The organism is Marinobacter sp. UBA2688 (genome assembly GCF_002352785.1).
Classification (GTDB): Bacteria; Pseudomonadota; Gammaproteobacteria; order Pseudomonadales; family Oleiphilaceae; genus Marinobacter; species Marinobacter salarius.
Map to the genome: position 1 here is coordinate 98,930 of NZ_DELU01000009.1, position 25,917 is coordinate 124,846.

Below are 25,917 nucleotides of genomic sequence, written 5' to 3' on the forward strand. Positions count from 1 at the left end.
AATGCCAGTGTTCCTGTTACAAAATGGTTTCTTATACTTTAGCTGGTATTACCGCTAAGGCTATTGACCATTGGTTGCAGTTTGCAGTCGGGCACAAATTTTCTGTGACGATTTTTCACTTCGCCATGGCGACGCCACCCTGGCCAACGACTCCGGAGGTCAGCGCCCCCCGGATTTCTCGGATACCTGCTTCGTCAGTTCCTGCAACTGTTGCTGAACCGCCTTTAACTGGCGTGCGATCTCGTCCCGTTCATCGTGGGCTTTTTGGGCCTGCTCCGCATTCTGTTCCTCACTCATGACTTCCAGGATAGCCCCGATCATCATGTTGAGGAATACGAAGGCCGTCAGGAATATGAACGTCAGGTAGTAGAGCCAGCTGAGCGGGTAGGATTCCATCGTGGCATACATCACATCCGTCCAGTCCTCGAAGGTTGCCACCCGGAACAGAGTAAGCATGGCTATGGCGACATCGCCCCAAAGGGTCTCGTCCACGTCGGCAAAGAACATTGAGCCCATGGCCGCATAAATGTAGAAAATGATAAACATCAACAGGGCGATGTAGCCCATGCGCGGGATGGCTTTCAGAAGAGAGTTGATCAGGAAGCGCAGCTCGGGCACCACAGAGACCAGGCGCAACACCCGGAACACTCGCAACAATCGGCCAAGCAGCACGGCGTCGGAGTTGTCCAGTGGAATAAGGCTGCCAACCACGACCAGTGTGTCGAACAGGTTCCAGCCGTCCATCAGAAAGCGTTTCTTGTTGGGGCAGGCAGCAAAACGGAACAGGATTTCTATCAGGAAAAACAAGGTGATGGCGTTGTCCATCACGCTAAGGGAAGCCTCCACCAGTGGCGGAAGCTCATAGGTCTTTGCGCCAATGGTGAGCGCCGACAGGATGATGATGCCGATAACCACGCTCTGGAAGATCCGGCTGGACTCAATGCGGCGCAGTTGTTCGAATCCGGTTGTGGGGCTTGGTTGGTCGGACATGGGAAAACAGCAACTCCATAACGATCGCGGAGCCTGAATTCTAAAGGGAGTGGGCCGGATTGGGTAGCGGGAACTGCGCTCAGGCGTTGGCGAGTATGATCCGCCACTGCTCTTCAGTAACGGGCATCACCGACAGGCGGTTGCCTCGCCTGATCAATGCCAGACCCTCAAGCCCTGGCAGGGACTTGATTTCATCCAGTGGGATCAGTCGCGGGAGCTTTTTCTCAAAGGCCATATCAACGGCCTGCCAGCGTGGCTTGTCCGGTGTGCTTTTGGGGTCGTAGTAGGGCGAGTTTTCCCGGAACTGGGTCGGGTCTGGATAGGCGGACGTGACGACGCGGACAATCCCTGCCACGCCAATGTGTTTGCAACTGGAGTGGTAAACAAACACGTCGTCCCCCTCGGCCATTTCCTGCAGGAAATTTCGCGCCTGATAGTTGCGCACTCCGTCCCAGGGGATGGTCTGATCCTTCGCGTTCTCAAAGTCATCGATGCTGCATTCGGACGGTTCGGTCTTGACCAGCCACTTTGCCATCGCTCGGCTCCCGACATGGTGAGGTTATACAGTATAACCAAAATCCGGCTCGTCTGGCCGTTATGGCACGGTCACGCTGTCACAGGGTATGGGGCAGGACGCCGTAGTAGATTGCGCTGAAGTGCAGGGCGCTGCCGCCGATGACGAACAGGTGCCATACCGCATGCATGTAGGGAATGCGGTCCGCGAGGTAGAAGCCGACGCCGGCTGTATAGACCACGCCACCCGCGATGGTCAGGTAGAGGGCTGTCTCGCTGATGCTCGCTACCAGGTCCGATGAGGCGAAGGTGATCAGCCAACCCATGGCAATGTAGATACCTACACGTGCCAGTTTGAAGCGGTTCTGGAAGATGACTTTCAGAACCACGCCGGTAGCCGCCAGGGACCAGATGATGGCAAACAGGGTCCAACCGCTGGTACCGCGCATGTTGACCAGCAGGAAAGGGGTGTAGGTGCCGGCGATCAGCACGAAGATGGCGCAGTGATCCAGGGTCTTGAACAGCGCTCGCATCCGGGGATGGCGAGCACCATGGTAAAGCGCCGATGCCAGGTAAAGCATGATCAGGGACGCGCCAAAAATGCTGAAGCTTACAACCTTCCAGACATCACCCAGTTGGCTGGCCGCGACGATCAATGCAACCGTGCCGATCACGCTAAGAAGGGCGCCGAGGCCGTGGGTGGCACTGTTCAGCCATTCCTCGATACGGTGATGGACGGATTCTTCGGGGTTCTCGCGAGCTTTCATGGGTACCTGGTTCGGTTCTGTCATGCCGCTACGGTACTTCAGCGTACAGGTGTACGCAATAGACGAAGTGTGACGTGTTGTTCAGCTCGAGCCTGTAAGAACGCTGTTCGACGGATTATCCCGAACTGCGGCCGTTGCCGGTGGCCTTCTTCAGCCTTGAGAAAGTTGCCGGCACCACGCCCAGCCACGACGCCAGCTGGTTGTCCGGCACCCGCTTGATCAGCTCGGGATACTCGTCCAGCAACAGCCGGTAACGCTCTTGGGCCGGCATGGTTTGCTTGCGGAACTCCCTCATGCTGGTCAGCTCGGCGACTTCCTCCGTCAGCACAATGGCGAACTTTTCCCAGGCGCCATCCCCCTGTGCCTGGACTGCTGCCCGGAACGCGGAAAAATCGGCCACCCAGAGTGTTGCGGGGGTAACGGCTGTGAGGCACAGGGTGTTGCGGGAAGTTCGGCTTCTGCCAAAGACAGGCCAGATCAGATCCCCTTCCGTGAAAAAATGGTGGATGGCCACCTTTCCCGCCAGTGATTCCCGGAACAGTCGAAGCACACCGTGCTGGATCAGGTACACGTTACCCCAGGGGCGGTTGTGTCGCTCCAGATCGGTTTCAGCGTCCACCCGGCATTTCTGGAACAGTCCGCCCAGTTCACTGACGAAGCGCTGTTGGGGGTTGTCGCTGTCGTTGCTCAGATGAATGCCAAAGCAGTGGCTGAGCCCACTGAGTAACGCATGGGACTCCGGCGCGGGCTCATGCCAGATAATATCCCGGTGTCGCTCTGCCAGCATGCAGGGGGGCGATGAGCTGGCAATCGGTTCTTGTTTCATGGGAGCACCTTGGCTGAGTCGGTTGTCGGAGTTTGGCATCTGGATAGGTACATTCAAAATAAATTAAACCAGTTTGTCTTAGCGGCTGAATCAATATTCCTGCTGGTGTTAAACTCGGTGCCTTTCTTGCCCTGTACCGGAGTCAGCATGGCCGCGGCCCTCGCACTGTTCTACAAACTGCTCCCCCTGTATATCACGGTTGCCCTGGGTTGGGTTGCCGGGCGTTATCTTCAGGCCAGCGGTAAACACATCGCCGGTATCATGCTCTACATTGTAACGCCCTCTGTGGTGTTTTCCGGCGTTATGGCGGCACCGCTCTCGACGGAAGTGATCCTGTTGCCACTACTGGTTTTTACGCTGTGTTCGGTGCTCGGTTTTGCGCACATGAGGATTGCCCGCGGAATAATTTCGGACGGCAGTGCCAGTCTTATTCCGTTGTCGGTGGGCACGGGCAATACCGGTTATTTTGGCATACCGGTGGCATTGCTGCTGTTTGGTCAGGAAGGACTGGCGCTTTATATCGTGTGCATGCTGGGTACGACGCTGTTCGAGAATTCCGTGGGCTTCTATCTGGCCGCCCGGGGACGGTACAGCCTCAAGGATTCCCTCGTGAGGGTGGCGCGGCTGCCTTCGGTCTACGCCTTTATGTTGGCGGTTGTGCTGAACCTGAACGGATTTTCCATCCCGGATGTTTTCACGCCGCTTTTCGACAACCTTCGTGGGGCCTACAGCGTCCTCGGCATGATGATTATTGGCATGGGGATTCTCAGTTTCCGCGGGCTGGCGGGCAACCCGCGTTTTACCGGCCTGGCGTTCTTCGGCAAGTTCGTGTCCTGGCCGCTGGCGGCCATCGTGCTCTGGTGGCTGGATGCCCGTTTCTTCGGTATCTATAACCTGGCCGTCTACCAGGCGATTTTCCTGATTTCCATAACGCCCATTGCCGCCAATACGGTGGTCATAGCCACGCTGCTGGACACCGCGCCAAAACAGGCCGCCGGCACTGCCTTGCTGAGCACCTTGTTTGCCCTGGCGTTTATTCCGGTGATGGTGGCCCTGGTTATGCCGTAACCCGGGGAGCGGTGCGTAAGGTGAACAAGCCCGCTATCAGGCCGGTGAGCGCGCCAAGCCAGTGGGATTGGACGATGACATGGCCCCCAATCAATGGGTTTTCGCCAACCGCCGGGTATAGAAACACCTCCGTTGCCATCTTCAGCAGAATGAATGCCAGTATGGTGATGCTCCAGCGGGTATCCGCTTTGATATTGAACAAGGCCGTAAACACCAGAAGCCCATGAAGACAGCCTGAAAACCCCCGATACCAGTCAACCTCGGGCGCCGCCAGAAACAGGCCTGAAGAGATGGCGAGAGGGGAGAGAATCAGGTAGCTTATCCAGCTCGGCAGGGGGGGATGCCTTGTGAACAACAGGCCGGTTACCAGTAGCCCCGCCAGGTTGAGTAGCAGGTGGTTCGGGCCCAGGTGGGTCCAGTGGCCGGTGAGCAGCCGCCAGTACTCGCCGCCAGGAATACCCTCACGAGACCATTCCAGAGCGCTTGCCGGCCACAGGAATGCAGCCGCCAGCAGCGCTGCCAGTACCGTGAATCTCGGCCAGTAAGGGAACAGTTGTGGTGATCGTGTGTGTGTCATAAATACACGGCGTTACGCAAAACGCCTGGTGCCCTGTTTGCGAAGTGATTAGATTTTGTGCACCCCCTTTAAACAACAAAACAGGGATGTTCAATGCAGTTCAAGTTTATACAGGTTGTTGCGGCCATAATCACCCTCATGCTCCTTGCTGTAACCCCTGTGGTTGCGGACACCAGCACGGTTCGTGATATCTGGATCGACGGCCATGATTACGCAGCGGTGCTGGAGGAGAACTTGCGGGTGGACAACGCCCGGGATTCCGACCTTGCCGGCACTCACTATAAAGGGCACTTCCCGGAAGACCCGGACAGTTGGGTGAGGGTTTCCCGCCTGGACAGCGGTTGGGAAGGCTTGGCGTACGTTTTCGGGCGTATGCATGCCATCGGCGATGCCCCTCGTGCCAGTCGCGTGACCAGTTTTAGTACCAGCCAGTTGGAGGCGCCGCAGTGCGGTCTTGATCATCTCCATGGCCGAACATTCATCACTCCGCAAAGCTTGACCGGTCGTGCCATGGCGCAGGCGGTCTCCGCCAGTTACGACACACTCTGCGCAAACAAGGTAGACGGCGCCTGCCTGATGCTGGAACTTGAGCTGGCGTTTGACCAGCAGTTCCAGGATCGCTTCCCGGGCGACTTCCAGGGCCGTGCAGGAGCCATACTGAATATGGTGGAGGGCTTCTACGCCGATCAGTTCGGGATTGTGTTCGATACCTTATCGCTGACGTTCACCGGGCCGGGGACGTTCGACAGCACCACGGATGCGGGAACCCTGCTGGACGACGTAACTGCCCGGAGAGGCAGCCGAATTTTACCGTTCCTGGAAAGCGAACGGTCGATATTTCACCTGATCAGCGGTCGCGATTTTGCTGGCTCCACGGCAGGTCTGGCGTGGGTTGGTACGGTGTGTTACTCGCAAGGCTATGCCTCCGGTATTACCAATGCTTATAACTCTAACGCAACCACTGCGGTTGTGATCGCCCACGAGATTGGCCATAACCTGGGGGCAAGCCACGACTCGCCAGATAATGGGTGCGATGAAGGCGTAAATATCATGAGCCCTTATGTGGTGTCCTCGGCCACGCAGTTCTCCCAGTGCTCCGACGATGCCCTCACCAACAGGATTTCCCAGCTAAATTCGGTCGAACAATGTTTTAACTTCCCGGCGGATGCGGGGCTCACCGCCGTCTCCGGAAACCCGAGTGAGGTTCAGGCTCAGTCGTCGTTTCAGGCGCATTTCGACATTGCGTATCGCCGGGCTGCCGAGCCAGCAGACGGCCTTGTCGTTGCAGGGGCTATCGGTGATCAGGAGGGGCGCTTGCTGGGCGTCAGTGTAGGTGGCGCAGCCTGTACCTTGCTGGGCACCGATGCCTATGACTGTGGTGAAATACAGGCTAGAACGGGGCTTCAGCTCAGCGTTCACGCGGTTGCCGGCGATCGCCCGACATTCAGTTTGCTGCAGAATGTGAGTCTGGCCAGCAACAGCGGTGACGTTAAGGATATCCGGCCGATAAACGATTCGATACTGACGGAAATTGCGGTTACCGACAATGAGTCTGGGACGACGGGAGATCCGGACGACGCTGAACCGACATCAGACACGCCGGAAGCCACCGGCTCGGATTCCGGAGGCGGTGGTGGCGGTGGTTCCGTTTCCTGGTGGTGGCTTGTGGTCGCGGTATTCGCGGCGAGCCTTCGTTGCCAGGGCGGTGTGGGCCAGCCAGTACGAGTTATCGGACTTCCGGGCTGGCGGAACTGACTGACGCCTGTTTGGCGCCTTCAATATCCTTCCGGGCATGACGCACTACGCTGACACCCGCGGTAATAGCCAAGCCGCCCATGATGGTCGCCACGGCCAGGTCAGGCCACGCAGTGCCAGTGCCAAATACCCCCAGGGCGGCCACCATGACGGCGACATTGCCGATAGCATCGTTGCGACTGCACAGCCACACCGAGCGCATGTCTGAATCGCCATCCCGGTAACGGAACAGTATCAGTGCCACAACGACGTTTGCCACCAGTGCCATAAGGCCCACGACCCCCATGGTCAGCGGCTCCGGTGTGATGCCGCTCTGAAGTACCCAGATGGCCCGGGCGAGTACGATGACACCGAAAACGGCCATCGTAATACCTTTCACCAGGGCGGCCCGGCCGCGCCAAAGCATACCCATGGACAGTACGGTCAGGGACAGCACGTAGTTGGCGCTGTCGCCAAAGAAGTCGATGGCATCGGCCATCAACGACACCGACCCGGATTGAAGGCTTGCGATGCCTTCCACCAGAAACATTGCAAGGTTGACCCAAAGCGCAATCCACAATGCCTTTCGAAAGCCTGGAGCGGGGGATTTTGGGTTGGGGGCGGAGCAGCTACTGCAGGCCATGAATACCTCCTTATGTGAGACTGTATTCATTAAAAACCCTGTAGCTACTACAGAGTCAAACCCCGTCGCGAAAATGGTGTTCAGCGAGAGCCGTGAGTGCCGGGAATATGGTTGTGGTTGCCGGAGGACGCGTCTTGGGCCGGCTCCGAAGTCAGTCCGCCGAGGATGCCGCACTCGCTGACTGTACGGCCTTCGGAGCAGGCATGCTGCAGTTGTTCAAGGGTATCTTCCAGGCTTTCAAGCTCCTGCAAACGCTCGCGTACATGGCTGAGGTGCCGAGCCAGAAGGGCATCCACCTCACTGCAATCAGAGTCCGGCTGGTCGGCCAGGCGTATGAGCTCCCGGATTTCGTCCTGTGCCATATCCAGGTTACGGCAACGTTTGATGAACAGCAGGCGATCAAGGTGGCTTTGCCGGTATTGGCGATAGCCACTGGCCAGGCGGTCGGGTGCCGGCACCAGCCCGATTTTTTCGTAGTAGCGAATGGTTTCTACCGGAATGCCTGTGGTTTTCGAGATTTCGCCAATTTTCATGGTTGTTCGCCTGCCGTTTGTCCGCCAAGACCGTTATGGGTTCTTGACCGGCTTCAATGGTTCCAGATTTTTCCGGTTGGCCAGAAATTCAGGCCGTGGTTTATTGCCACAATAAGGCTCTTCCAGAGTATTGTGAATGCTGTTGTAAACGAAAAACAGGTTGCTTCGCGGCCAGCACGACATATTCACGTTGGAACCATGCAGCGTGTTGCACTCGAAGATGATCAACGACCCCGGTGGGCCCTTCGGTGCCTCAATGGCGTTCTCGTCCATCAACCGGGTCAGACTGGCTGCGTCTGGAACCCCGAGATCCTGGCTCTTGAGGGATTCTTTGTAGTTGTCCTCCGGCGTGCGACCGACGCAGGGGATAAAATACTTCTGGGAACCCGGAATCAGCATCAACGGGCCGTTGAACTCGTTGTTGTCCGTCATCACGATGGAACAACTGAGGCTGCGCATGCGCGGCATGCCATCCTCGCTGTGCCAGGTTTCGAAATCGGAATGCCAGTTGAACCCCTTGCCTTTGAAACCGGGCTTGTAGTTGATCCGCGACTGGTGAATGTAGACCTCGCTGTCCAGCAACTGACGCACGATGTTGAGCAGGTGAGCATCACGGGTCAGCCGGTCAAAGCGTTCCGAAATGTCATGAATGCCGAAGATGGATCGAATCTCCTCCTTTCCGGGCTCAAGGATGGTGCCCTCAGACAACTTGAGGTCGTCATCGTCCTCGTAGTCTTTAAGCTCTTTGATAAACCCGTCCATCTCGTCCTTGGAGAAGAAGGAATCAAAAAACAGAAACCCCCTCTCATCGAACTCTCGCACCTGTTTGGCGGATAGTGGGCCGTCCGACAGGCGCTCCGAAGGGGTGTGTACCACAGGATCCAGTCGCTCAAACATGCCCAGTTTGCGTTCGAGGCGTGTCGGAAACAGGTCTTGTGGGCGTGCCATATGTGTCCTCCTTATTGCGTAGGTAACCTGATCCGTTGGGGTCTTAAGATGTATTTCAACCGTTGATATGGAGGAGACCCTTGAAACATCTTCGAGCGAGGCCGCAGTTTGAAAAGTCCACTACCAACCCAACCGGCCATGGGTAGTGGTCCTTTGAACAGTGAACGTTGATTGCTGAGGATCAGACGGTGGTTGTTTACGTGTTTTTTACGATTTACGGGTGCCCAACACCTTTTCATGCTTCTACTATGGAAGGTTAGGAGCGTTCAGGGGAGGAAGGGTATGCGGTTGCCGTTATCAATCAGAGTGTTGATGCTTTTGGTTCTTCCGGGGTTGGCTGCCTTGCCGGGTGCCGCCAATGGTGCTTTTCGCTGTGGCTCGTCACTGGTGGACGTCGGTGACTGGCCAGTGGAGGTTGAAGAGCGCTGCGGTGCGCCGGATTACGTAGCGACCTACCCAACGGCCACCGTTCCCGGAATAGGTGTTGTGGGCGAAGTCGAGCATTGGTACTACAACCCCGGCCCACAGGGATTTATTCGCCGCCTTGAATTCAGGAATGGCAAGCTCCGGCATGAGCACAGCCTGGGCTATGGCTTCGCCGGCGACAGTGCCGGTGACTGCTCTCCGGCGCGGCTGCAAAGTGGGCTCAGCGAATTCGAAATGGTGGCCTATTGCGGCGAGCCGCTTTCCCGGCGAGTCACCTGGGAACCCGTTGGCCGTGGGTCAACGGTCGCCGGTCACTACCGTGCCGATCAACTGGTGCCTGTGGAAGAGTGGCTGTACGAGACCGGAAAGACCCAGTTCCGCCGCATCGTCAAGTTGCGTAATGGGCGGGTGGTTCACGTGGAGACCGCGAAGAAACCAACGGGAAACTGATTATGGCCCGATTCAGCGATGGACTGCCCGCACCCTCGGTGCTGATGTTTGACTGGCATGGCACGCTGGTGGATACGCACGATGCCATGTTCAGCGCCATGGAAGAGATGCTGCCGCAGCTGGAAGACCTGGGCCTGGTGGACCGGCTGCTGCCCGAGGACAAATGTCGCACCTCAGACGATGCTCGCCTGGTCCGTTACATACGGATCTTCCGACGGCTGCACCCGCGCATTCTGGCGGAACGGCGGGTATCACGCACCGACATCTTCAACGCCATCTTTGGCGACGATAAAGACGCCAAGCTTGTCGCCCATAAAGCCTACAACGATTGTTACCGGAAATACTTCGGCAAGGTACGGCCCTTCCAGCAGGGCGCCTACGAGTACCTGACCGCCATGAAGGAAATGGGCATCCAGCTGGCGGTGTCCACCAACCGCAACCGGGAGTTCCTGGATAAGGAGCTGAGCATGGTGGACGAGGGGCGCTGGCGCAACCTGTTTGACGCTACCGTGTGCGCCGACGATGTCACCGAGTACAAGCCCGACCCGGAAGTGATTACCCGCGTGCTGGAGAAACTGGGGCTGCCAGTCGACGAACAGGCCTGGTATGTGGGCGATAGCTACGTGGATATGCTCACGGCCAACCGTGCCGGGGTATCGGGTGTTTTCTACAACGGCGCCTGTTGGGAGCCGGATCGAATTGACAGTTGGTTCAGTTATCGCGACGCTCCGGCTGCCATACTGGACAGTTTCGAAGACCTCATAGACCTGCTGGCGTTGTTGGAGCGACATCAGCCAAAGGCATTTCAGGCCACTCCGGCGGAAGTCCGGCCACGGCCCTATCCGCGGCCGGAGCCGCCACAGCCCCGCATTGAGCCGGACTGGCATCCTGCCGTTGTCAGCCTGATCCGCCCGTCGGTGGTGTTGTTCGACTGGCACGCCACGCTGGTGGATACCCTGGACGCCATGTATCACGCGGTGGACGATATGTTCCCGGATTTCGAGGAACTGGGCCTGGTCAGCCGTATGCTGGCGCCGGAAGACAGCAAGACACCGGAAGACGCTCGGCTGGTGGCTTACGTGCGGGAGTTTGCCAAGCTTCACCCCAAGGTTCGGGCCGACCGCAAGATTTCGCGCACCGATATTTTCGAGGTCTTGTTCGGGGAGGATCAGGAGGCCAAGCAGATCGCCCACAAAGCGTTCAATCGTCACTACCGCGAGCACTACGGCACGGTGAAAGCCTTTGAGCCGAAGGTGCGGGCCGTTCTTGAGGGACTTCGGCGGATCAATATTCAGGTGGGTGTTATTACCAATCGTGACCGGGAATTCTTCGAGCATGAGTTGGCCGCCGTAGAGGACACCGGCTGGACGCATCTGTTTGATGTGGACGTCTGTGGAGACGACACGCCGCTGAGAAAACCTCATCCCGATCAGCTTTATCTTGCCGTGCAGAAGCTGGATTACCCGCCAGACCCGAGCGTCTGGTACGTAGGTGACAGCACCACAGACGTGATAGCCGCCAAACGCGCCGGCATGACGGCGGTGTTTTTCAACGGTGCGCAGTGGGATTTGCCCTGGCTGAACCGGATCTTTCCGGGCACTCACAAGCATCCGGATAAACCGGATGTGGTGGTCAATGACTTTTCGGAATTCTGGGCGCTGGTGCTGGCCTGCGAAATCGGCCCGCCGTAATCTCAGTGAGGCCGGCTGTTCGCCAGCGCCTCTTCGATGTCGAGTCCAAGGGAGATAACGCCCTTTGGCAGTTTGTCGGTAATGGGCCCAACGGGGGCGCTGACCGTCACCTGAAAGCGGGATGTCGAGGCATCGTATCGAATGTCCGAAAGGTACATGGCCTCCAGCCCGGTTAAACCGGAGCGGATGTTTGATACGACAGCGTTGAACTTTGGCTCATCCCCCTGCCAGTAATCCGAGGTAAGTTGGCTCATGGCGACCAGAGTGCCCATGTTATTGGAGAGCAATGCCTCGGTGACCAGTTCCGGGTGAGTAAGCGTCCAGGCATTCAGAGTTCGCGATCCCGGCAACTCAAGTATGGTACTGGCAAGGTCGGTTGCCTTTTCCGGTGCCTGTGCCTGCCACATGCTGTCGAAGGTCAGTACGTCCGCCAGGGTTTCGAGGCGTGGGCCGGCATCAATGGCTTGTTGCAGGTCCAGCATGCTGTCGAGCTCGCTGAACAGCCGCTCCGCCAATTGCCTTATGCGCTTGTCCTCCTCTGCGGAGAGTGTAATCTGCCCCTCCATGCACCCGGGTAGATAGCGGTTAAAGCTTGAGATGAAGTCCGGGTTGTTGGCGGTGAAATTCTCGCTCATATACAGATACAGAGGCGCGTAGCGAAGAAAGTGTGCATTCAGCTCGTTGTAACCCGTGCCCTCCATGTGTTGCAGGCCACTCATGGTTCGCTCATCCATCAGGGCGGCGTCAATTCGACCGCGCCTGAGCAGGGCGGGCAATTGGCTTGGTGATGACACGCTCAGAAAAATGTTATAACCATTGGCTTCGAGCCAGGCTTCCTCGTTGCTGCCGTCGACAACGCCGATACGGGCGGTGTCTGGGATGGGGCCGGGGTCTGCGTTGAAAAGGTACCACTTCTCCAGCGATACCGGGTCACTTCTTTTTGCCGTGATATCCAGCTCGGTGGACGGATCTATGGCAAAGTAGCCGTCAATGAGATTGCGGCTGAGTGAGTGCGCAGCCCGGTTCTGGGGAGCGAGCCGGATGTTCGTGGACCAGCCGGCCTGATTGGCCGCGCAGGTCACGGTATCTACGGTTTCGCCAACCACATCCGCTACGCCACCGGCTGTCTGTGCAGACATCTGGTAAGGCGGGGATTCAAATGTGTAGAGAGTGAGTGTGGAAGGCCCGGCGTGGCACACGGAAACAGCTAGGGTGCCGAGTACGCTCAGGGCCATAGGCCGAAGATCCATGATGACCGAGTCATCCCTTTTGTTGACAATGCTGACTGAAGACTAGCATTTGGATGTGGGTTTTGCCTTACGTTGTCTGACAGCGGCCCGACAAGGTTCAGGCATCTCCCTGCTCGAATGAATAACAATAAAGGCTGATGAATGTCTGATGTAAAAACATCGATTCTGGTTGTTGACGACGACCTGGCAATCCGTGAATTGTTGCATGAGCACCTGTCTCGTGTCGGCTATGATGTCATGACCGCGGCCGAGGGCGACAGTATGCGCCGCACTCTGTCAGAGGCACGGGTCGATCTGATTGTCCTTGATGTCATGTTGCCGGGCGACGATGGTTTCACGCTGTGCCGTGAGATTCGCGAGCACTCACAGGTGCCGATCATCATGCTGACCGCGAGCTCGGACGAAACCGACCGTGTGGTCGGCCTTGAAATCGGTGCCGACGACTACCTGGCCAAGCCCTTCAGCGCCCGGGAGTTGCAGGCCCGGGTCAAGGCACTGTTGCGACGCTCCGGGTTCAATCGTGCGGACAATCCCCGGTACGTGTACTTTGATCGCTGGCGGCTGGACACCCAGGCCCATGAGCTTATCTCGGACCAGGGCGAAGCCACGCCGTTGTCCGGCGCGGATTTTTCATTGTTGCAACTGTTCCTGGCACACCCCAACGAAGTCCTGGACCGTGACACCATTTCCGGCGTTACCCGGGGGCGGGAGTCCATGCCGCTGGACCGGGTGGTGGATGTGGCGGTCAGCCGCCTGCGCCAGCGCCTGGGAGACCAGGGGCGGAGCCCCAGGCTGATCAAGACGGTGCGAGGGGCGGGGTATCTGCTGGCGGCAACGGTGACCCATGGCGCGGAATAACGAGGGAACCTTAGAAACCGGCCGCAAGGTCTGGCGTCTTGTGCCTTCGTCGCTTCTCGGACGCATTCTGTTGCTGACTCTGCTGGCAATGGGCGTTGCCCAGGTCGCCTCCAGCGTGATCTGGGTGGGCACATTCCGCGCCCAGCAGGTGGAGGGCCTGGTCAGCACCACCCGCAACCTGGCCTCATCAGCGGCGGCAACGACGCAGTTCTTCAAGTCCCTGCCACTGGAATACCGGCATATTGTGCTGGACCAGCTGCGGGATATGGGAGGCTCCCGCTTTTTTGTCTCCCTCAACGACAAACACATCGATATGCGTGCGTTGCCTGACAGTGAACGCAAGCGCCTGGTGACAGACGAAGTCGTGGCGGTGTTGAAAAGCCGGTTGGGGAAATCGATAAATCTGCACGTGGAATTTGTTCACCCCGATGACCTGCGAATACTGAATACCCAGTTGCCATTAGATGCGTTGCCGAAATCCTGGGCCCACTATGCTTTGACGCTGGAACCCATCAAACCGCCCGTTCTGGTGACTCAGGTGGAGATTGCCACAGGAGAGTGGCTGTACCTGGCTTCGCTGTTGCCGGCGCCCTATGTCTCGCTGGATGATGAAAGCATCCCGGGGCAGCAGATCGTGTTTATCCTGGTGATGATAGGGGTTCTGTTCCCGGTGCTGGCCTGGCTGGTGCGTCGCCAGACCCGACCACTGCACAAGCTGGCCAGGGCAGCGCGGGACCTGCCGCTGGATGAACACCGATCACCATTGAGAGAGCAGGGTAGTGCGGAAATTGTGGCGGTAACCCGTGGTTTCAATACCATGCATCGGCGGCTACAAAGTTACATCAGCGACAGGGATCAGCTGTTCCGAGCCATCTCCCACGATCTGAAAACCCCGATAACCCGGCTTCGCCTGCGCGCCGACCTGATTGACGACGCCGACATTCGCGAGCGATTCGAGAGCGACCTTCAGGAGCTGGAATTGCTGGTGAAGGGGGCCTTGCAGGGGATGAAGGACACCGACATCCATGAAAACGTGGAGTTGGTTGATATTGACGGCATGTTACGGCGAATGGCGGAAGCGTATGGAGGAGAGAGCCCGCGGGTAGTCGTGGAAGGAAACTGCGCGGCTTATCGCGGCAAACCACTGGCGCTCAAACGATGCCTGGGTAACCTGGTGGACAACGCCGTCAAGTATGGGGACTCTGCGACCATCAGTGTGGAGGACTCTCCAGAGCAGTTGACGATCCACGTCCGGGATTACGGGCCGGGTATTCCGGAGGCCGAACTTGGACGAATTTTCGAGCCCTACTACCGTCTGGGCCAGGAACACCGGCGGGGGCATGGGCTTGGTCTCGGCATAGCCCGTAACATTGCCCAAAGCCATGGTGGCGACCTTGAAATCGCGAATTGGCCAGGCGGTGGCCTGGACGTCACCCTCACGCTGCCCCGACATTGAGGTGGCATGTAACAACCGTGTTACATCGGCCTTTCAGTTTGATACGTTCCTCCCCGAGGTATTGCCATAGACTCCGATATTGCTAATACAACAAAAACAAGGAGTCATTATGAATACCCATAAAACGTATCGTTCTGCCCTGATCCTGGGCGCCAAGCCTCTTCACAGACTGACAGCCGCCGTAGGCGTGGCGTCGTTGGGGTTGTTTGCCGGCCAGGCGCATGCCCAGGAGAGCGTGGAAGAACGCTTGTCCGCCCTGGAGCAACAATTGGCTGAGGTCGAACCCCATGCCAAGGGAGAGCAGGGCTTCTCCTTCAACACCTACGCCCGTTCCGGACTGCTGCTCAACAGCGATGGTAAAAGTGCTCCCGGCGGCCCCTATCTGACCCCCGCCGGCTCTGTTGGTGGGGCCGTGGGTCGGCTGGGTAGCGAGCCGGATATCTATCTCGAAGCCATCCTTACCGCCAATAATTATTTCGGCAACGTGCAGTGGCTGATCAATGGTATGTCTGCTGCGGATAACGATGAGCGTGTCGTAGGGGGCGTTATGGAGGCCGCTGACTCAGGTGTGCAAACCATGCTGGCCTACCACGGCAATCCTGGCAGAAACCAGTAAGGACCGCTACGTGGAAGGGGACGAGTACCAATGGCTGACCTTCAACACCCGCCTGGCCAATGAGCTTGGCGCCAACTTTGAAATGCAGTACGAAGCCTCCTGGCAGGTGATGGACCTGCAAACCGAAGGCTACGAAGGCCGTGGTGATGTGGATGGCGACTATGCCCGCTTTACCATTGCACCGACCTTCAAGCCTCAGGTAGGCGGCTTCTGGAACCGCCCGGAAATTCGGGTTTTTGCTACCTACTCCACCTGGGACGACGAGCTTAACCGCTACGACGGCGGCGATGCCCTGGGGCAGGAAGACTTTGGTGGCAGCCAATGGACCTTTGGTACCCAGATGGAAGTCTGGTTCTGAGCCTGACAAACGTCTCCACGACAAGAATAAGGAGTCATGATATGAAATCGTTCAAGCGTCATCTTACAGCTCTGGCGGTCTCTGCCGCCCTGATGCCAACAGCGGCCGTTCAGGCCGGAGAAGTCGAGGTTCTGCACTGGTGGACCGCCGGCGGTGAAGCGCGTGCTGCGGCCGCTCTCAAGAAAATGATGGAAGAGCAGGGCCACACCTGGAAAGACTTTGCCGTAGCCGGCGGTGGTGGTGAAGCCGCCATGACCGTCCTGAAAACCCGCGCCGTTTCTGGCAATCCTCCTGCTGCCGCCCAGATCAAGGGCCTGGATATTCGTGAATGGGCGGAGCTGGGTTTTCTGACCAGCCTCGACAGCGTCGCTGAGGCGGAGAACTGGGATCAGCTCATACCGCCAATGATTTCCGACGTTATGAAATACGAAGGCGAGTACGTGGCTGTGCCCGTGAACGTCCACCGGGTGAACTGGTTGTGGGTGAACCCGGAGGTCATGAAAGATGTTGGTGTTGAGGTTCCCACTACGCTGGACGAGTTCTTCGAGGTGGCCGACAAGCTCAAGGCCGAGGGCTACATTCCCCTGGCGCACGGTGGACAGCCGTGGCAGGACGCAACGGTGTTCGATGCCGTGGCACTTGCCGAGCTTGGCCCCGATGATTACCGCAAGGCTTTTGTCGACCACGACATGGACGTGATCAACAGCGCCAAGATGGAAGAGGTCTTTGCACAGTTCGCCAAGGTCATGAGCTACGTCGATGACGATGCCGCGGGCCGCGACTGGAATACCGCCACCGGTATGGTCATTCGCGGTGAGGCCGCCATGCAGATTATGGGCGACTGGGCCAAGGGCGAATTCACCGCTGCAGGTCTGACGCCAGGAGAGGATTACGTGTGCGCGCCGGCCCCGGGCACAACCGGGCAGTTCACCTTCAACGTGGACTCATTCGCCATGTTCACGCTGTCCGAGGAGGAGGACATCAACGCACAGAAGGATCTCGCCCGAACCATCCTGGAACCGGAATTCCAGACCCTGTTCAACCAGAACAAGGGCTCAATCCCGGTTCGTACCGACATGGACATGAGTGATTTCGATACCTGTGCCCAGGCGTCGATGGATACCTTCAAATCCAGCGCGGATGACGGCGGTCTGGTGCCAAGCTTCTCCCACGGCCTGGCGACCACCAGCTACATCCAGGGCCAGATCTTCGATGTGGTCACCAACTTCGTAAACTCCAACAACCCGGACCCGGCAAAAACCACGGACCAGCTGGCAGCCGCCATCCAGTCCGCCATGTAATGCCGTATCAGGCCGCCCGGTGGGCGGCCTTCGGGTTTCTTCAGGGGATTCCTCATGGAACACACTCAACGTCGCGCCACCGGGGTGGCCAGGGCATCGTCTGGCCTGATGGATGGCCTGCAGCGCTGGTTGCCCAAACTGGTGGTGGCCCCGACCTTCCTGCTGGTTGGCATCGGGATCTATGGCTACATGCTATGGACGGGCGTGCTGTCATTTACCAATTCCAGCTTCCTGCCCAGTTACAATTTCGTCGGCCTTGAGCAATACGCCAAGCTGATGGAGAGCGAGCGCTGGATCGTCGCTTCATGGAATCTGGCGATATTTGGCGGGCTCTTTATCGGCATCTGCCTGTTGATCGGCGTGGTGCTGGCGATCTTTCTGGACCAGCGCATCCGCCAGGAAGGCGCGATCCGGACTATTTATCTCTATCCCATGGCGCTGTCCATGATTGTCACCGGCACCGTCTGGCGCTGGATTCTTAACCCGCGCCTGGGCCTGGAAAAACTGATGCACGACTGGGGCTGGACGTCCTTCAGCTTCGACTGGCTGGTGAACTCCGACTTCGCCATCTACACCATTGTGATGGCCGCTGTCTGGCAGGCCTCCGGCTTTGTGATGGCGCTGTTTCTGGCCGGGCTGCGGGGCGTCGACTCATCCATTATCCGTGCTGCCCGAGTGGATGGTGCCAGCCTGCCGGTGATCTACTGGAAAATCATCCTGCCGTCCTTGCGGCCGGTGTTCTTCAGCTCCGTGATGGTGCTGGCCCACATTGCTATCAAGAGTTTTGACCTGGTGATGGCGATGACGGCGGGTGGCCCGGGCTATTCCACCGACCTGCCGGCGGTGTTCATGTACGCCCATACCTTTACCCGTGGCCAGATGGGGCTGGGCTCTGCCAGCGCCATGCTGATGCTGGGTGCGATTCTGGCATTGCTGGTGCCTTACCTGTATTCCGAACTGAGGGAGAAACGCCATGACTGATATGGTTCGTACCGGCTTTCGCCCCAGCCGCATTGCCATCTATGGCGTGCTGCTTCTGGCCTGCCTGGTGTACCTGATTCCGCTGATCGTGATGTTGATCACCAGTTTCAAGACGCCCATGGATATCCGCTCTGGCAACCTGTTGGCACTGCCCACCGACTGGACAACCATCGGTTGGACCAAGGCCTGGTCCGAGGCCTGCACCGGTGTGCAGTGTGAGGGCGTGAAAGGGTATTTCTGGAACTCGTTCAAGATGACGGTGCCAGCGGTGATGATTTCCACCCTGCTGGGTGCCTTTAACGGCTACGTGCTGTCGAAGTGGAAATTCAAGGGCTCGGATCTGTTGTTCGGGATGTTGCTGTTCGGCTGTTTTGTGCCCTTCCAGGTGGTGCTGCTGCCCATGGCGGCCACCCTTGGCAAGCTGGGCATGGCCAACACCACCGCTGGATTGGTGCTGGTCCACGTGATCTACGGGGTGGCCTTTACCACGCTGTTTTTCCGCAACTATTACGTGGCCATTCCCGACGCTTTGGTGAAGGCGGCCCGGCTCGACGGCGCCGGCTTTTTCACCATCTTCTTCCGCATCCTTCTGCCCATGTCCACACCCATCTTCATGGTGTCACTGATCTGGCAGTTCACCCAGATCTGGAACGACTTCCTGTTTGGCGTGGTCTTCGCCAGCGGCGACAGCCAGCCGATAACGGTCGCCCTGAATAACCTGGTGAACACCAGTACCGGGGTGAAGGAATACAACGTGGATATGGCCGCCGCCATGATTGCCGCCCTGCCAACGCTGGTGGTGTACATCGTGGCCGGCAAGTACTTTATACGCGGCCTGACGGCCGGCTCGGTTAAAGGGTAAAACAACATGTCACAACTTGAACTGCGGGACATCCGCAAGACATACCCGGGGGCTCTCGATGAGACGCTCAAAGGCATTAATATAGACATCGCATCCGGTGAGTTTCTGACTCTCGTTGGACCTTCCGGCTGCGGCAAGTCAACCCTGATGAACAGCATTGCCGGCCTGGAGTCCATTACCGGTGGGTCGATTGTGGTGGAAGGCAAGGACATATCCACCATGGAGCCGAAGGACCGGGACATCGCCATGGTGTTCCAGTCCTACGCGCTGTACCCCACCATGTCGGTGCGCGAGAACATTGCGTTCGGCCTGAAAATCCGTGGTATGCCGAAAGACGAGATCCAGCAGGAAGTGGAGCGGGTGGCCGATTTGCTGCAGATTTCTGCATTGCTGGACAAAAAGCCAGCCCGGCTTTCAGGGGGGCAGCAACAGCGGGTCGCCATGGGGCGCGCCCTGGCTCGCAGGCCGAAAATTTATCTGTTCGACGAGCCGCTGTCCAACCTGGACGCCAAGCTGCGGGTGGAAATGCGCACCGAAATCAAGAAGCTGCACCAGCGCCTGAAAACCACCATTGTGTACGTGACCCACGACCAGATCGAAGCCATGACGCTGGCAGACCGGATCGCGGTGCTCAAAGACGGCGAACTGCAGCAACTGGGCACGCCGAAGGAAGTGTACGATACGCCGGAGAATCTGTTTGTCGCGGGCTTCATGGGCTCGCCGTCCATGAGTTTTATCAATGTGACGGTAGAGCAGGCTGGCGCAGGCCTGGTGGTCAACGTTGAGGGTAGCGATGGCCGGAAACTTGCCCTGCCAGTGCCGGATTACCTGAAGGGGTGGGCCGGCAAACAGGTGGTACTCGGTATCCGGCCGGAGCACATAAGCCAGCCAGATGAACAGAAAAGAGATAGCCAGATGGTGGCCGAGAGCCGATTTACGGTGGAGGTGACCGAACCCACCGGGCCGGACATCCTCGCCGTGATTCGCCTCAACAATGTTGATGTGCAGTGCCGGCTGGATGCGGAACACCCGGTGAACTGGGGTGAAGAAGCGGAGCTGATGTTCGACATGAGAAAGGTCGTGTTTTTCGACCCGGACAGCGAGAAGCGCATCCGCCCATAGTCGCCCCAGTTCCTCTCTGTTTTCAGAGCTGCTCCAGGTGTGCCAGCAAGTTGTCGGCACGCTGGAGCAGCGCCTCCCGCCTTTCTGGTTTCTGCTTGTCCCAGTTGCGGTACATCATGCCCATGCGCGGATTGCTGGCAAAGTCTTCCCGATGGCGATTGATGAAATGCCAATAGAGCGCATTGAAAGGGCAGGCATCTTCTTCCGTGGCCTTGTTGACCTTGTAGTGGCAGTTGCTGCAGTGGTCCGACATGCGCTGGATGTATTTGCCGCTGGCGGCATAGGGTTTCGATCCCAGATAGCCACCGTCTGCGTGCATCACCATGCCCAGCACGTTGGGTAGCTCCACCCAGTCGTAGGCATCGGCATACACGGCCAGGTACCAGTCACAGATCTCCTCCGGCTTGACGCCGGCCAGCAGCGCAAAATTACCGGTCACCATCAGCCGCTGGATATGGTGTGCATAGGCGTTGCGACGAGTGGCATCAATGGCCTTGTGCATGCAGCGCATCCTGGTGTCTCCGGTCCAGTAGAACCAGGGTAGGGAACGGGTATTACCGAGCCGGTTTTCCTGTGCGTACCCTGGCATATGCAACCAGTAGATACCCCGCACAAACTCACGCCATCCCAGGATCTGGCGGATAAAGCCCTCCACTGCGTTAATCGGCGCACGCCCCGAATACCAGGCCTGTGCGGCGGCCTCGCAGACGGCCAGTGGATCCAGCAAGCCGCAATTGATGTAGGGCGACAGGATGGAGTGGAACAGCCAGTCTTCATTGTCGGACATGGCATCCTGAAAGTTGCCGAAACAGGGCAGGGCGAAATCGATGAAGTACTCCAATGCCTGCTCTGCGTCCTCGTGGGTGACGGCAAAGTGAAAATCCTCCGTGGTGCCGAAGTGTTCGGTAAAGTGTTGCTCTACCAGCTCAATCACCTCCCGAGTCACCTTGTCGGGCTCAACGCGGTAGGGAGCCGGAGCCGCCGGTTTTCCCGTCCACTTGCGGCGGTTGTCGGCGTCGAAATTCCATTCGCCGCCCTCAGGCTTGCCATCTGGCGTCATCAACAAACCGGTTTTTCGTCGCATTTCCCGGTAGAAGAATTCCATGCGCAGCTGTTTACGCCCCTCTGCCCAGTCCGAAAACGCCTGCTTGCTGGCGATAAAGCGCGTATCCGGCCGGATCTCGACCGGCACACCCAGGCGCTCATGCCAATGGCTAACTTGCTCGTGCAATCGCCACTCGCCGCACTCTGTCGTGATCACCCTGTCAGCGCCGGTTTCTTTGAGCTGATTGGCGATGACAGACTCGAGATTTCGGGTTTCGTTATCGGGGTGGTAAGTCTGGTAGTGAACCTGCCAGCCGTCATCCTCCAGCCGCTGTGCGAAATGGCGCATGGCGCTGAACAGCAGAACCAGTTTCTTCTTGTGGTGATTGGTGTAGTTGGCTTCGTCGTGGACCTCTGCCATCACGATTCTGTCTCGTTCCCTGTCAGCGTTGTCGAGTGCGCTGATGGCGGTGGTCAGCTGGTCGCCTAGAATCAAAATCAGGTTAGGCATGTTTGATTGGCCTCTGGTACATGAGATTCTCTATCTTGTCAGGTGTTCTTTGTAAACTGAGCAGGTTGCGTCCTCTACACCCGCTCGCTCGACCACACAGAAGATGGTACGAAGAATACGCCATCTGCATGTGGGCGGTTCAACTCAGTAGCAGATAGTGTCCAAACATCAATTGCTGGTGTTCAGTGACGCTTGTGGAGTTGCCGGGTTATCTCTTCAAGTGGCAGTATGTGAGGGCTGAATGGACGCTGGCTGGAAGTATGCTAATGATAAGGGACGTTAATATGACCAAGAAGATTGTGAACATTGAGGACCCATCACTCACCCTCACTGAGCGCCAACACAACGAAAAATTCAAGGCTCGCACCGTTGATCTTTCCGGCTTGCTACCCGCGCAAAAACTGGGGTATCGAGTGGTGCACGTGGATCCCGGCTATCGTGCCTGGCCGTTCCACAGCCACCGGGTCAATGAAGAGATGTTCTTCATCCTGGAGGGGCAGGGCTTGGTTCGGATCGGAGAGGAGTCCTTCTCCATAACAAAAGGTGACGTTATTTGTGCACCGGCTGGCGGTACCGAGCACGCTCATCAGATTCTCAACAACTCCGATAATACGTTGTCGTATCTGTGCATCAGTACCATGGAAGCGCCCGATGTTATGGAGTACCCGGACTCTGGAAAGTTTGGAGTATTCGTTGGTACAGCCCCCGGAGGCCCTTCAGAAGAGCGCACATTTTCCTTTTTTGGCCGAGAATCTTCTGCGGTCAGCTATTGGGATGATGAATAATGTAGAAACTTGCGGCATGGCTGGCTTAATTGGCGTTCTCCACGCTAGCGGCCTCCACTATTCGGCGGAGGTCGTGTTTCTGGATATGGATGTCACAAAATACAAAGTCGTTAGCGCCAGCATGACTAAAGAAAAACTGCCGATATAAATGAGTCCTCCTCCAACAATTAGCACAACAGAGTTGAACAGACCAAACCTCTTTTCCATGGTTGACAGTATATAAGTCCTTTCATCTGCTTGTTTGGCGCTCAACTGAAGTTTGCTCATGGATAATGGTCGAATACAGCCAGATCCAAAACCAATTAATAGCGTCGCAAGACAAGCCGCAGGGAAAGGATCTCGATAATTCTCAGCCAACCACTCGCAAAGTGTGAATAAAGCCATCCCACTTAACATAACCACTACGTTAAGCCAGTAGTACCCGTTACTCCCAAGTACGCGATCCAAGTGGTTTGCATAGTATGCGGAAATGAAAGCAGAGAGTGAAAAAAAACTCAGCACAATACCGAAAGTGTATGGGTCGGGCTGCAGTTGTATGAAAAAGAAGGGCAGAAATCCAATAAAAGGAGCTAATGTCGCAATGCGGCCGACCACATAATAAGTCATCCAGAATTTGACCGATCCACTTAACCTTGGTGTATCGTCACGACCTGATGATATGTTGTGGCGAGCTTGGGGATTGGTGCTGATTGAGGGGAATGAAAGTACAATCAATATAGCTGCTACGTTTGTGAAAAGAGTGGCCAGGAAAGGCCATTGGTATTGATAATTGTAGAGAATGGCGCCAGAAAGCCCGGAAATTAACGTGGCAATAAACATCAAGCTTTGTGAGTTAGTCTGGACTCGTGCAAAGTCTTCTTGCGATATTTTTGAGTTGGCTTGAGACAAAAGCCCAATGTCAGAGCTAATTGAATAGCAGAATCCGATGCCTCCCAGAATTTGACCCACAAGGGGTAACCAAAAACTGACACTTGTTTGTTGGGTGCCCAGAATAAGTAGAATTATTCCAGATAATTTGGCCACCTCGCCAGTCAGCACCATTCCTTTGGCTGATAGGAACTGTGAAGTGTATCTGACGACCCCGCTGGCAAGTGTGATCGAAAAACCATACGCTGCAATGAGCAGCATGGTTCGCACCAAGCCATATTCGAGCGCGGTGAAGTACATGAAAATGATAATGACGTGGAAATACAGCCTCGACATTATTCGATAGGCATAGAACCTTACTATCATAAGATTGACCGCATTCCTGGCTGTTGATGGGACGGGGCATGAAGGTCTGGCCCTGTCGAGTATGGGTGCGGCGTTTACTTTTAGATCGCGTCGACCAATTGGCTGCTATGAACGGTACCTTGTACTGTTGCGTATATGCTTTTTCGCAACCAATCCAACGCTTGTTGATGACGGTAATCGCTGGTTTCTCTCACCTTGATATAGTAGGACCTGGCTGCGGGTACCGGGCGTCCGGGAAGCACGACAAGTGTTCGGTCTCGCAGATCGCAGCTCACTTCCGCCAAGGAAGCCAACGCGGCACCGCAGCTTGCTTTCGCTGCTTGCAGGGATAGACTGCTGCTTTCAAATAAAACGATCTCGTCGGATTGATTCCCTAGTTTTCCTTGCGCGGCTAACCAAGCGTCCCAAGATAGTCCGCCGTTTTCCCTGCTTGAACTGTGGCTTTCAAGCAAACAGGACTTCTCCAACCAATTTTTAGCATCTATCTTGATCATTTCGAGGTATTCAGGAGAGCACACGGCAACCATTTCGTCACGATCACAGAAGCACCAGCTTTCATCGATGAATCTTTCCTCATTTACGTTCACTTGGATGAGGCTTATATCTGCTGAATCGAACTCATTATCGTTTAAGCTCGACTCTAGAACGCAAAGCTTGAAATTATGAAATAGTCTCCTGAACATTGGTAGATACATTGGAACCCACTGTTCTGCTATAATCGTCGACATGGCCATTCTAATAACAAACGTTTCTTCTGGTTTTTTTTCCTGACCGTTATTTACTATTGATATAAGTGGGCCTATTTGTTGTAGAAGCAAGCGGCCTTGATCTGTGAGCCTTACACCGCGAGCCTGGCGGAAAAACAGTTCCGACCCGACAAGCTCTTCCAGGCGTTTAACTTGTTGACTCACTGCGCTCTGTGTCATGTGCAATCGTTGGCCACATGCGGTAAAGCTTCCGTAATGCGCCGCTGCAGAAAATACTTTTAGCATGTGTATACTTTTTACTTTACCTATACTTATTATCATCAGGCTCAACTCCATTGAACTTGGTTCCTTTGATGGTCGCTCATCAACACCCATCGATGCGGTGAGGCAACCCTATAGTAAAGCAAACACTATGCTGGACTTACGTTCACGCTAAGACCAACAGGACAAGACTCCACGCCTGTGTTTTTCTTTTGCCAATCCACACGTATTTTTACTGTTGCTACTCTCACGGGAAGCTGCCTTCTGGAAATCTCTGGAGGTGGTTCGGTAACAGGTTGACCGATTGATACCCTTCCGGTCCCGTATCTGACAAACTCCACCTCTCCTTCCCAATGCTCGGGACGACCAATTGGAGAAACCCGAACCAAGCTTCCGCGATGATAGGTGGCAGCGGCTCGCTCGTTCACGAAGGCTTCAACCCATATATTTGAACAATCGATAACCCTCAGCAGGGGCTGGTTGGTGCTGACCTGAGTGACCCCTTGAGTTTCAACAGACCAAATCAATACCGGAAAAGTAGAAGAGATAACGCGCTTTTCCTCTTGCCTCTGTTCTAAGGACACGAGGTTTTTTTGTTTTCGCAAGGCGCCAAGTCGTGCTTGTTGCACATTCAGGTCGAGTTTCAGGTCTTTAATCTCGAGTTCAATTTCACTCACGCGCAGTTGCGGATAGCTGAAGGTCATCGTGCCGCCTAGTTGCAACCCCAGCCTATCGGCCTCCGAGTCAAGGCGGATCTGCTCCCGCCTTGAGCGCAAGACCTCAACCTGGGCCTCGGCCTCTCGATGAGACATCTCAGTGACATCCAGTTCCTCCTCACTGACAAACCCTTTTCCCTCCAACTCACGGGTTCGTCTTAACTGCTTTTCCCTTAGTTGACTTCTGACAGTCGCTTCGGCTAGTTCAGCCTCCGCCTCATTCAAAGTTACAGACCAATTCTTTGCCTGTAATTCAGTCTGCTGGGATAAAAGGTGCTGGAATCGCGACAACTCACGCACTCTGCTTTTCAGCCTCCCTTTGAGGGAGGATATTGATTCAAGCTGAATGGCGATCTTTCGTTCGAGGTCCGCCCGCTGCAATCGCAGACTAAGTGCCAGCGGGTTGTTATTGACTCCTTTCACTTTGCCAAATGTCTTGCCTCCTGGGACAAACGCTCCAGCCCGAACCGTATCGGGCTCGGGCATCCAGGTACCGGAGATTGGTGAGCGCACCTCGATAACTCGAGCGTTCACGAATGCCTGGATACTGTCACTATCGTATACCCAGTTCCAGGCTGTATACCCTGATGCAAAAACAACCGTTGCCGCTAAGATATGCAGCCTGTGTATTGCCAACTTGCTCCTGAGTTTCAATCGTTTATCCCCAACTGAATCATTCCGTTGACTCGT

At 56.4% G+C, this 25,917-nt stretch carries 26 protein-coding genes; 13 read left to right on the top strand and 13 right to left on the bottom strand.

Going from position 1 to position 25,917, the window contains the following annotated elements; genetic code table 11:
* Window positions 1-159 precede the first annotated feature (159 nt).
* The 4 genes from B3M52_RS04390 to B3M52_RS04405 form a co-directional block, all read right to left on the bottom strand.
* Window positions 160-990 carry an ion transporter gene (locus tag B3M52_RS04390; RefSeq protein ID WP_036208834.1) on the bottom strand — a complete coding sequence of 277 codons (831 nt, stop codon included), beginning with the start codon at window positions 988-990 and terminating at the stop codon, window positions 160-162.
* Window positions 991-1,069: 79 nt separating this feature from the next.
* Window positions 1,070-1,525, bottom strand: coding sequence for an EVE domain-containing protein (locus B3M52_RS04395; RefSeq protein WP_036208837.1), 456 nt, complete (start codon window positions 1,523-1,525; stop codon window positions 1,070-1,072).
* Between the two features lie 79 nt (window positions 1,526-1,604).
* Window positions 1,605-2,294: a PAQR family membrane homeostasis protein TrhA gene (gene trhA, locus B3M52_RS04400; protein WP_081899296.1), complete on the bottom strand. Its 690-nt coding sequence runs from the start codon at window positions 2,292-2,294 to the stop codon at window positions 1,605-1,607.
* A 91-nt stretch (window positions 2,295-2,385) separates the two neighbouring features.
* A complete protein-coding gene (locus B3M52_RS04405) occupies window positions 2,386-3,096 on the bottom strand; it encodes a Crp/Fnr family transcriptional regulator (RefSeq protein WP_036208845.1) in 711 nt (236 codons plus the stop codon).
* A 147-nt stretch (window positions 3,097-3,243) separates the two neighbouring features.
* On the opposite strand from B3M52_RS04405, the gene B3M52_RS04410 reads away from it, so the two are divergent.
* Window positions 3,244-4,164: an AEC family transporter gene (locus B3M52_RS04410; RefSeq protein WP_036208847.1), complete on the top strand. Its 921-nt coding sequence runs from the start codon at window positions 3,244-3,246 to the stop codon at window positions 4,162-4,164.
* On the opposite strand, the gene rrtA is transcribed toward B3M52_RS04410, so the two are convergent.
* Complete coding sequence (gene rrtA / locus B3M52_RS04415; RefSeq protein WP_286748969.1) at window positions 4,154-4,741, bottom strand: rhombosortase; 588 nt, start codon at window positions 4,739-4,741, stop codon at window positions 4,154-4,156. The two genes, B3M52_RS04410 and rrtA, sit on opposite strands and share 11 nt — an antisense overlap.
* 93 nt (window positions 4,742-4,834) lie before the next feature.
* Here rrtA and B3M52_RS04420 point away from each other — a divergent pair, with 93 nt between their 5' ends.
* Window positions 4,835-6,496: a M12 family metallo-peptidase gene (locus B3M52_RS04420; RefSeq protein ID WP_286748970.1), complete on the top strand. Its 1,662-nt coding sequence runs from the start codon at window positions 4,835-4,837 to the stop codon at window positions 6,494-6,496.
* Here B3M52_RS04420 and B3M52_RS04425 read toward each other — a convergent pair.
* The 3 genes from B3M52_RS04425 to thpD form a co-directional block, all read right to left on the bottom strand.
* Window positions 6,468-7,118, bottom strand: coding sequence for a cation transporter (locus B3M52_RS04425; protein WP_041334016.1), 651 nt, complete (start codon window positions 7,116-7,118; stop codon window positions 6,468-6,470). The two genes, B3M52_RS04420 and B3M52_RS04425, sit on opposite strands and share 29 nt — an antisense overlap.
* Before the next feature lie 80 nt (window positions 7,119-7,198).
* Window positions 7,199-7,651: a Cd(II)/Pb(II)-responsive transcriptional regulator gene (gene cadR / locus B3M52_RS04430; RefSeq protein ID WP_036208855.1), complete on the bottom strand. Its 453-nt coding sequence runs from the start codon at window positions 7,649-7,651 to the stop codon at window positions 7,199-7,201.
* A 33-nt stretch (window positions 7,652-7,684) separates the two neighbouring features.
* On the bottom strand, window positions 7,685-8,599 hold the full coding sequence (gene thpD, locus B3M52_RS04435) for an ectoine hydroxylase (protein ID WP_036208857.1): 915 nt from the start codon (window positions 8,597-8,599) through the stop codon (window positions 7,685-7,687).
* 312 nt (window positions 8,600-8,911) lie between these two features.
* Here thpD and B3M52_RS04440 point away from each other — a divergent pair, with 312 nt between their 5' ends.
* Together B3M52_RS04440 and B3M52_RS04445 are read left to right on the top strand one after the other, a co-directional pair.
* Window positions 8,912-9,475, top strand: a complete 564-nt coding sequence (locus tag B3M52_RS04440; RefSeq protein WP_075194495.1) for a DUF2845 domain-containing protein — start codon at window positions 8,912-8,914, stop codon at window positions 9,473-9,475.
* A 2-nt stretch (window positions 9,476-9,477) separates the two neighbouring features.
* On the top strand, window positions 9,478-11,166 hold the full coding sequence (locus tag B3M52_RS04445) for an HAD family hydrolase (RefSeq protein WP_041334022.1): 1,689 nt from the start codon (window positions 9,478-9,480) through the stop codon (window positions 11,164-11,166).
* 2 nt (window positions 11,167-11,168) lie between these two features.
* On the opposite strand, the gene B3M52_RS04450 is transcribed toward B3M52_RS04445, so the two are convergent.
* Window positions 11,169-12,416 carry a substrate-binding periplasmic protein gene (locus B3M52_RS04450; protein WP_286748972.1) on the bottom strand — a complete coding sequence of 416 codons (1,248 nt, stop codon included), beginning with the start codon at window positions 12,414-12,416 and terminating at the stop codon, window positions 11,169-11,171.
* A 141-nt stretch (window positions 12,417-12,557) separates the two neighbouring features.
* On the opposite strand from B3M52_RS04450, the gene B3M52_RS04455 reads away from it, so the two are divergent.
* The 8 genes from B3M52_RS04455 (at window position 12,558) to B3M52_RS04490 (ending at window position 19,970) form a co-directional block, all read left to right on the top strand.
* Window positions 12,558-13,274 carry a response regulator gene (locus B3M52_RS04455; protein ID WP_036208869.1) on the top strand — a complete coding sequence of 239 codons (717 nt, stop codon included), beginning with the start codon at window positions 12,558-12,560 and terminating at the stop codon, window positions 13,272-13,274.
* The gene (locus B3M52_RS04460; RefSeq protein WP_036208871.1) at window positions 13,261-14,730 is read left to right on the top strand and encodes an ATP-binding protein; all 1,470 of its coding nucleotides are present in this window, start codon (window positions 13,261-13,263) and stop codon (window positions 14,728-14,730) included. The genes B3M52_RS04455 and B3M52_RS04460 overlap by 14 nt, the downstream gene beginning before the upstream one ends.
* Window positions 14,731-14,839: 109 nt before the next feature.
* Window positions 14,840-15,346: a carbohydrate porin gene (locus tag B3M52_RS20005; protein WP_052479471.1), complete on the top strand. Its 507-nt coding sequence runs from the start codon at window positions 14,840-14,842 to the stop codon at window positions 15,344-15,346.
* A 10-nt stretch (window positions 15,347-15,356) separates the two neighbouring features.
* Window positions 15,357-15,704, top strand: coding sequence for a carbohydrate porin (locus B3M52_RS04470; RefSeq protein WP_052479472.1), 348 nt, complete (start codon window positions 15,357-15,359; stop codon window positions 15,702-15,704).
* Between the two features lie 41 nt (window positions 15,705-15,745).
* On the top strand, window positions 15,746-17,005 hold the full coding sequence (locus B3M52_RS04475; RefSeq protein ID WP_286748973.1) for an ABC transporter substrate-binding protein: 1,260 nt from the start codon (window positions 15,746-15,748) through the stop codon (window positions 17,003-17,005).
* A gap of 54 nt (window positions 17,006-17,059) precedes the next feature.
* Window positions 17,060-17,986 carry a carbohydrate ABC transporter permease gene (locus B3M52_RS04480; protein ID WP_036208877.1) on the top strand — a complete coding sequence of 309 codons (927 nt, stop codon included), beginning with the start codon at window positions 17,060-17,062 and terminating at the stop codon, window positions 17,984-17,986.
* Window positions 17,979-18,848 (top strand): carbohydrate ABC transporter permease, encoded by an 870-nt coding sequence (locus tag B3M52_RS04485; RefSeq protein WP_036208880.1) that lies wholly within the window; start codon window positions 17,979-17,981, stop codon window positions 18,846-18,848. Before B3M52_RS04480 ends, B3M52_RS04485 begins: the two co-directional genes overlap by 8 nt.
* A 6-nt stretch (window positions 18,849-18,854) precedes the next feature.
* Complete coding sequence (locus B3M52_RS04490; RefSeq protein ID WP_091642910.1) at window positions 18,855-19,970, top strand: ABC transporter ATP-binding protein; 1,116 nt, start codon at window positions 18,855-18,857, stop codon at window positions 19,968-19,970.
* Window positions 19,971-19,992: 22 nt separating this feature from the next.
* Here the strand turns inward: B3M52_RS04490 and B3M52_RS04495 are convergent, their stop codons facing one another.
* Window positions 19,993-21,525: a cryptochrome/photolyase family protein gene (locus tag B3M52_RS04495; RefSeq protein WP_286748974.1), complete on the bottom strand. Its 1,533-nt coding sequence runs from the start codon at window positions 21,523-21,525 to the stop codon at window positions 19,993-19,995.
* Between the two features lie 284 nt (window positions 21,526-21,809).
* On the opposite strand from B3M52_RS04495, the gene B3M52_RS04500 reads away from it, so the two are divergent.
* Window positions 21,810-22,310 carry a cupin domain-containing protein gene (locus B3M52_RS04500; protein ID WP_151982989.1) on the top strand — a complete coding sequence of 167 codons (501 nt, stop codon included), beginning with the start codon at window positions 21,810-21,812 and terminating at the stop codon, window positions 22,308-22,310.
* Between the two features lie 57 nt (window positions 22,311-22,367).
* On the opposite strand, the gene B3M52_RS04505 is transcribed toward B3M52_RS04500, so the two are convergent.
* The 3 genes from B3M52_RS04505 to B3M52_RS04515 all read right to left on the bottom strand — a co-directional run bounded on the left by B3M52_RS04505 (window position 22,368) and on the right by B3M52_RS04515 (window position 25,881).
* Window positions 22,368-23,438 (bottom strand): hypothetical protein, encoded by a 1,071-nt coding sequence (locus tag B3M52_RS04505; RefSeq protein ID WP_151982988.1) that lies wholly within the window; start codon window positions 23,436-23,438, stop codon window positions 22,368-22,370.
* 185 nt (window positions 23,439-23,623) lie between these two features.
* Window positions 23,624-24,586 (bottom strand): LysR family transcriptional regulator, encoded by a 963-nt coding sequence (locus B3M52_RS04510; protein ID WP_159265599.1) that lies wholly within the window; start codon window positions 24,584-24,586, stop codon window positions 23,624-23,626.
* Window positions 24,587-24,660: 74 nt separating this feature from the next.
* A complete protein-coding gene (locus B3M52_RS04515) occupies window positions 24,661-25,881 on the bottom strand; it encodes an HlyD family efflux transporter periplasmic adaptor subunit (protein ID WP_199480639.1) in 1,221 nt (406 codons plus the stop codon).
* Window positions 25,882-25,917 lie beyond the last annotated feature (36 nt).

Bases quoted from the DNA above. Each gene is read 5' to 3' on its own strand.
- B3M52_RS20005 (WP_052479471.1), top strand. From the start codon at position 14,840: ATGAATACCCATAAAACGTATCGTTCTGCCCTGATCCTGGGCGCCAAG.
- B3M52_RS04500 (WP_151982989.1), top strand. From the start codon at position 21,810: ATGACCAAGAAGATTGTGAACATTGAGGACCCATCACTCACCCTCACT.
- B3M52_RS04390 (WP_036208834.1), bottom strand. From the start codon at position 990: ATGTCCGACCAACCAAGCCCCACAACCGGATTCGAACAACTGCGCCGC.
- B3M52_RS04405 (WP_036208845.1), bottom strand. From the start codon at position 3,096: ATGAAACAAGAACCGATTGCCAGCTCATCGCCCCCCTGCATGCTGGCA.
- B3M52_RS04425 (WP_041334016.1), bottom strand. From the start codon at position 7,118: ATGGCCTGCAGTAGCTGCTCCGCCCCCAACCCAAAATCCCCCGCTCCA.
- B3M52_RS04475 (WP_286748973.1), top strand. From the start codon at position 15,746: ATGAAATCGTTCAAGCGTCATCTTACAGCTCTGGCGGTCTCTGCCGCC.
- B3M52_RS04455 (WP_036208869.1), top strand. From the start codon at position 12,558: ATGTCTGATGTAAAAACATCGATTCTGGTTGTTGACGACGACCTGGCA.
- B3M52_RS04485 (WP_036208880.1), top strand. From the start codon at position 17,979: ATGACTGATATGGTTCGTACCGGCTTTCGCCCCAGCCGCATTGCCATC.
- thpD (WP_036208857.1), bottom strand. From the start codon at position 8,599: ATGGCACGCCCACAAGACCTGTTTCCGACACGCCTCGAACGCAAACTG.
- B3M52_RS04395 (WP_036208837.1), bottom strand. From the start codon at position 1,525: ATGGCAAAGTGGCTGGTCAAGACCGAACCGTCCGAATGCAGCATCGAT.
- trhA (WP_081899296.1), bottom strand. From the start codon at position 2,294: ATGACAGAACCGAACCAGGTACCCATGAAAGCTCGCGAGAACCCCGAA.
- B3M52_RS04445 (WP_041334022.1), top strand. From the start codon at position 9,478: ATGGCCCGATTCAGCGATGGACTGCCCGCACCCTCGGTGCTGATGTTT.
- B3M52_RS04495 (WP_286748974.1), bottom strand. From the start codon at position 21,525: ATGCCTAACCTGATTTTGATTCTAGGCGACCAGCTGACCACCGCCATC.
- B3M52_RS04440 (WP_075194495.1), top strand. From the start codon at position 8,912: ATGCTTTTGGTTCTTCCGGGGTTGGCTGCCTTGCCGGGTGCCGCCAAT.
- B3M52_RS04450 (WP_286748972.1), bottom strand. From the start codon at position 12,416: ATGGATCTTCGGCCTATGGCCCTGAGCGTACTCGGCACCCTAGCTGTT.
- B3M52_RS04410 (WP_036208847.1), top strand. From the start codon at position 3,244: ATGGCCGCGGCCCTCGCACTGTTCTACAAACTGCTCCCCCTGTATATC.
- B3M52_RS04490 (WP_091642910.1), top strand. From the start codon at position 18,855: ATGTCACAACTTGAACTGCGGGACATCCGCAAGACATACCCGGGGGCT.
- B3M52_RS04505 (WP_151982988.1), bottom strand. From the start codon at position 23,438: ATGCTGCTCATTGCAGCGTATGGTTTTTCGATCACACTTGCCAGCGGG.
- B3M52_RS04460 (WP_036208871.1), top strand. From the start codon at position 13,261: ATGGCGCGGAATAACGAGGGAACCTTAGAAACCGGCCGCAAGGTCTGG.
- B3M52_RS04420 (WP_286748970.1), top strand. From the start codon at position 4,835: ATGCAGTTCAAGTTTATACAGGTTGTTGCGGCCATAATCACCCTCATG.
- B3M52_RS04480 (WP_036208877.1), top strand. From the start codon at position 17,060: ATGGAACACACTCAACGTCGCGCCACCGGGGTGGCCAGGGCATCGTCT.
- rrtA (WP_286748969.1), bottom strand. From the start codon at position 4,741: ATGACACACACACGATCACCACAACTGTTCCCTTACTGGCCGAGATTC.
- B3M52_RS04510 (WP_159265599.1), bottom strand. From the start codon at position 24,586: ATGGAGTTGAGCCTGATGATAATAAGTATAGGTAAAGTAAAAAGTATA.
- cadR (WP_036208855.1), bottom strand. From the start codon at position 7,651: ATGAAAATTGGCGAAATCTCGAAAACCACAGGCATTCCGGTAGAAACC.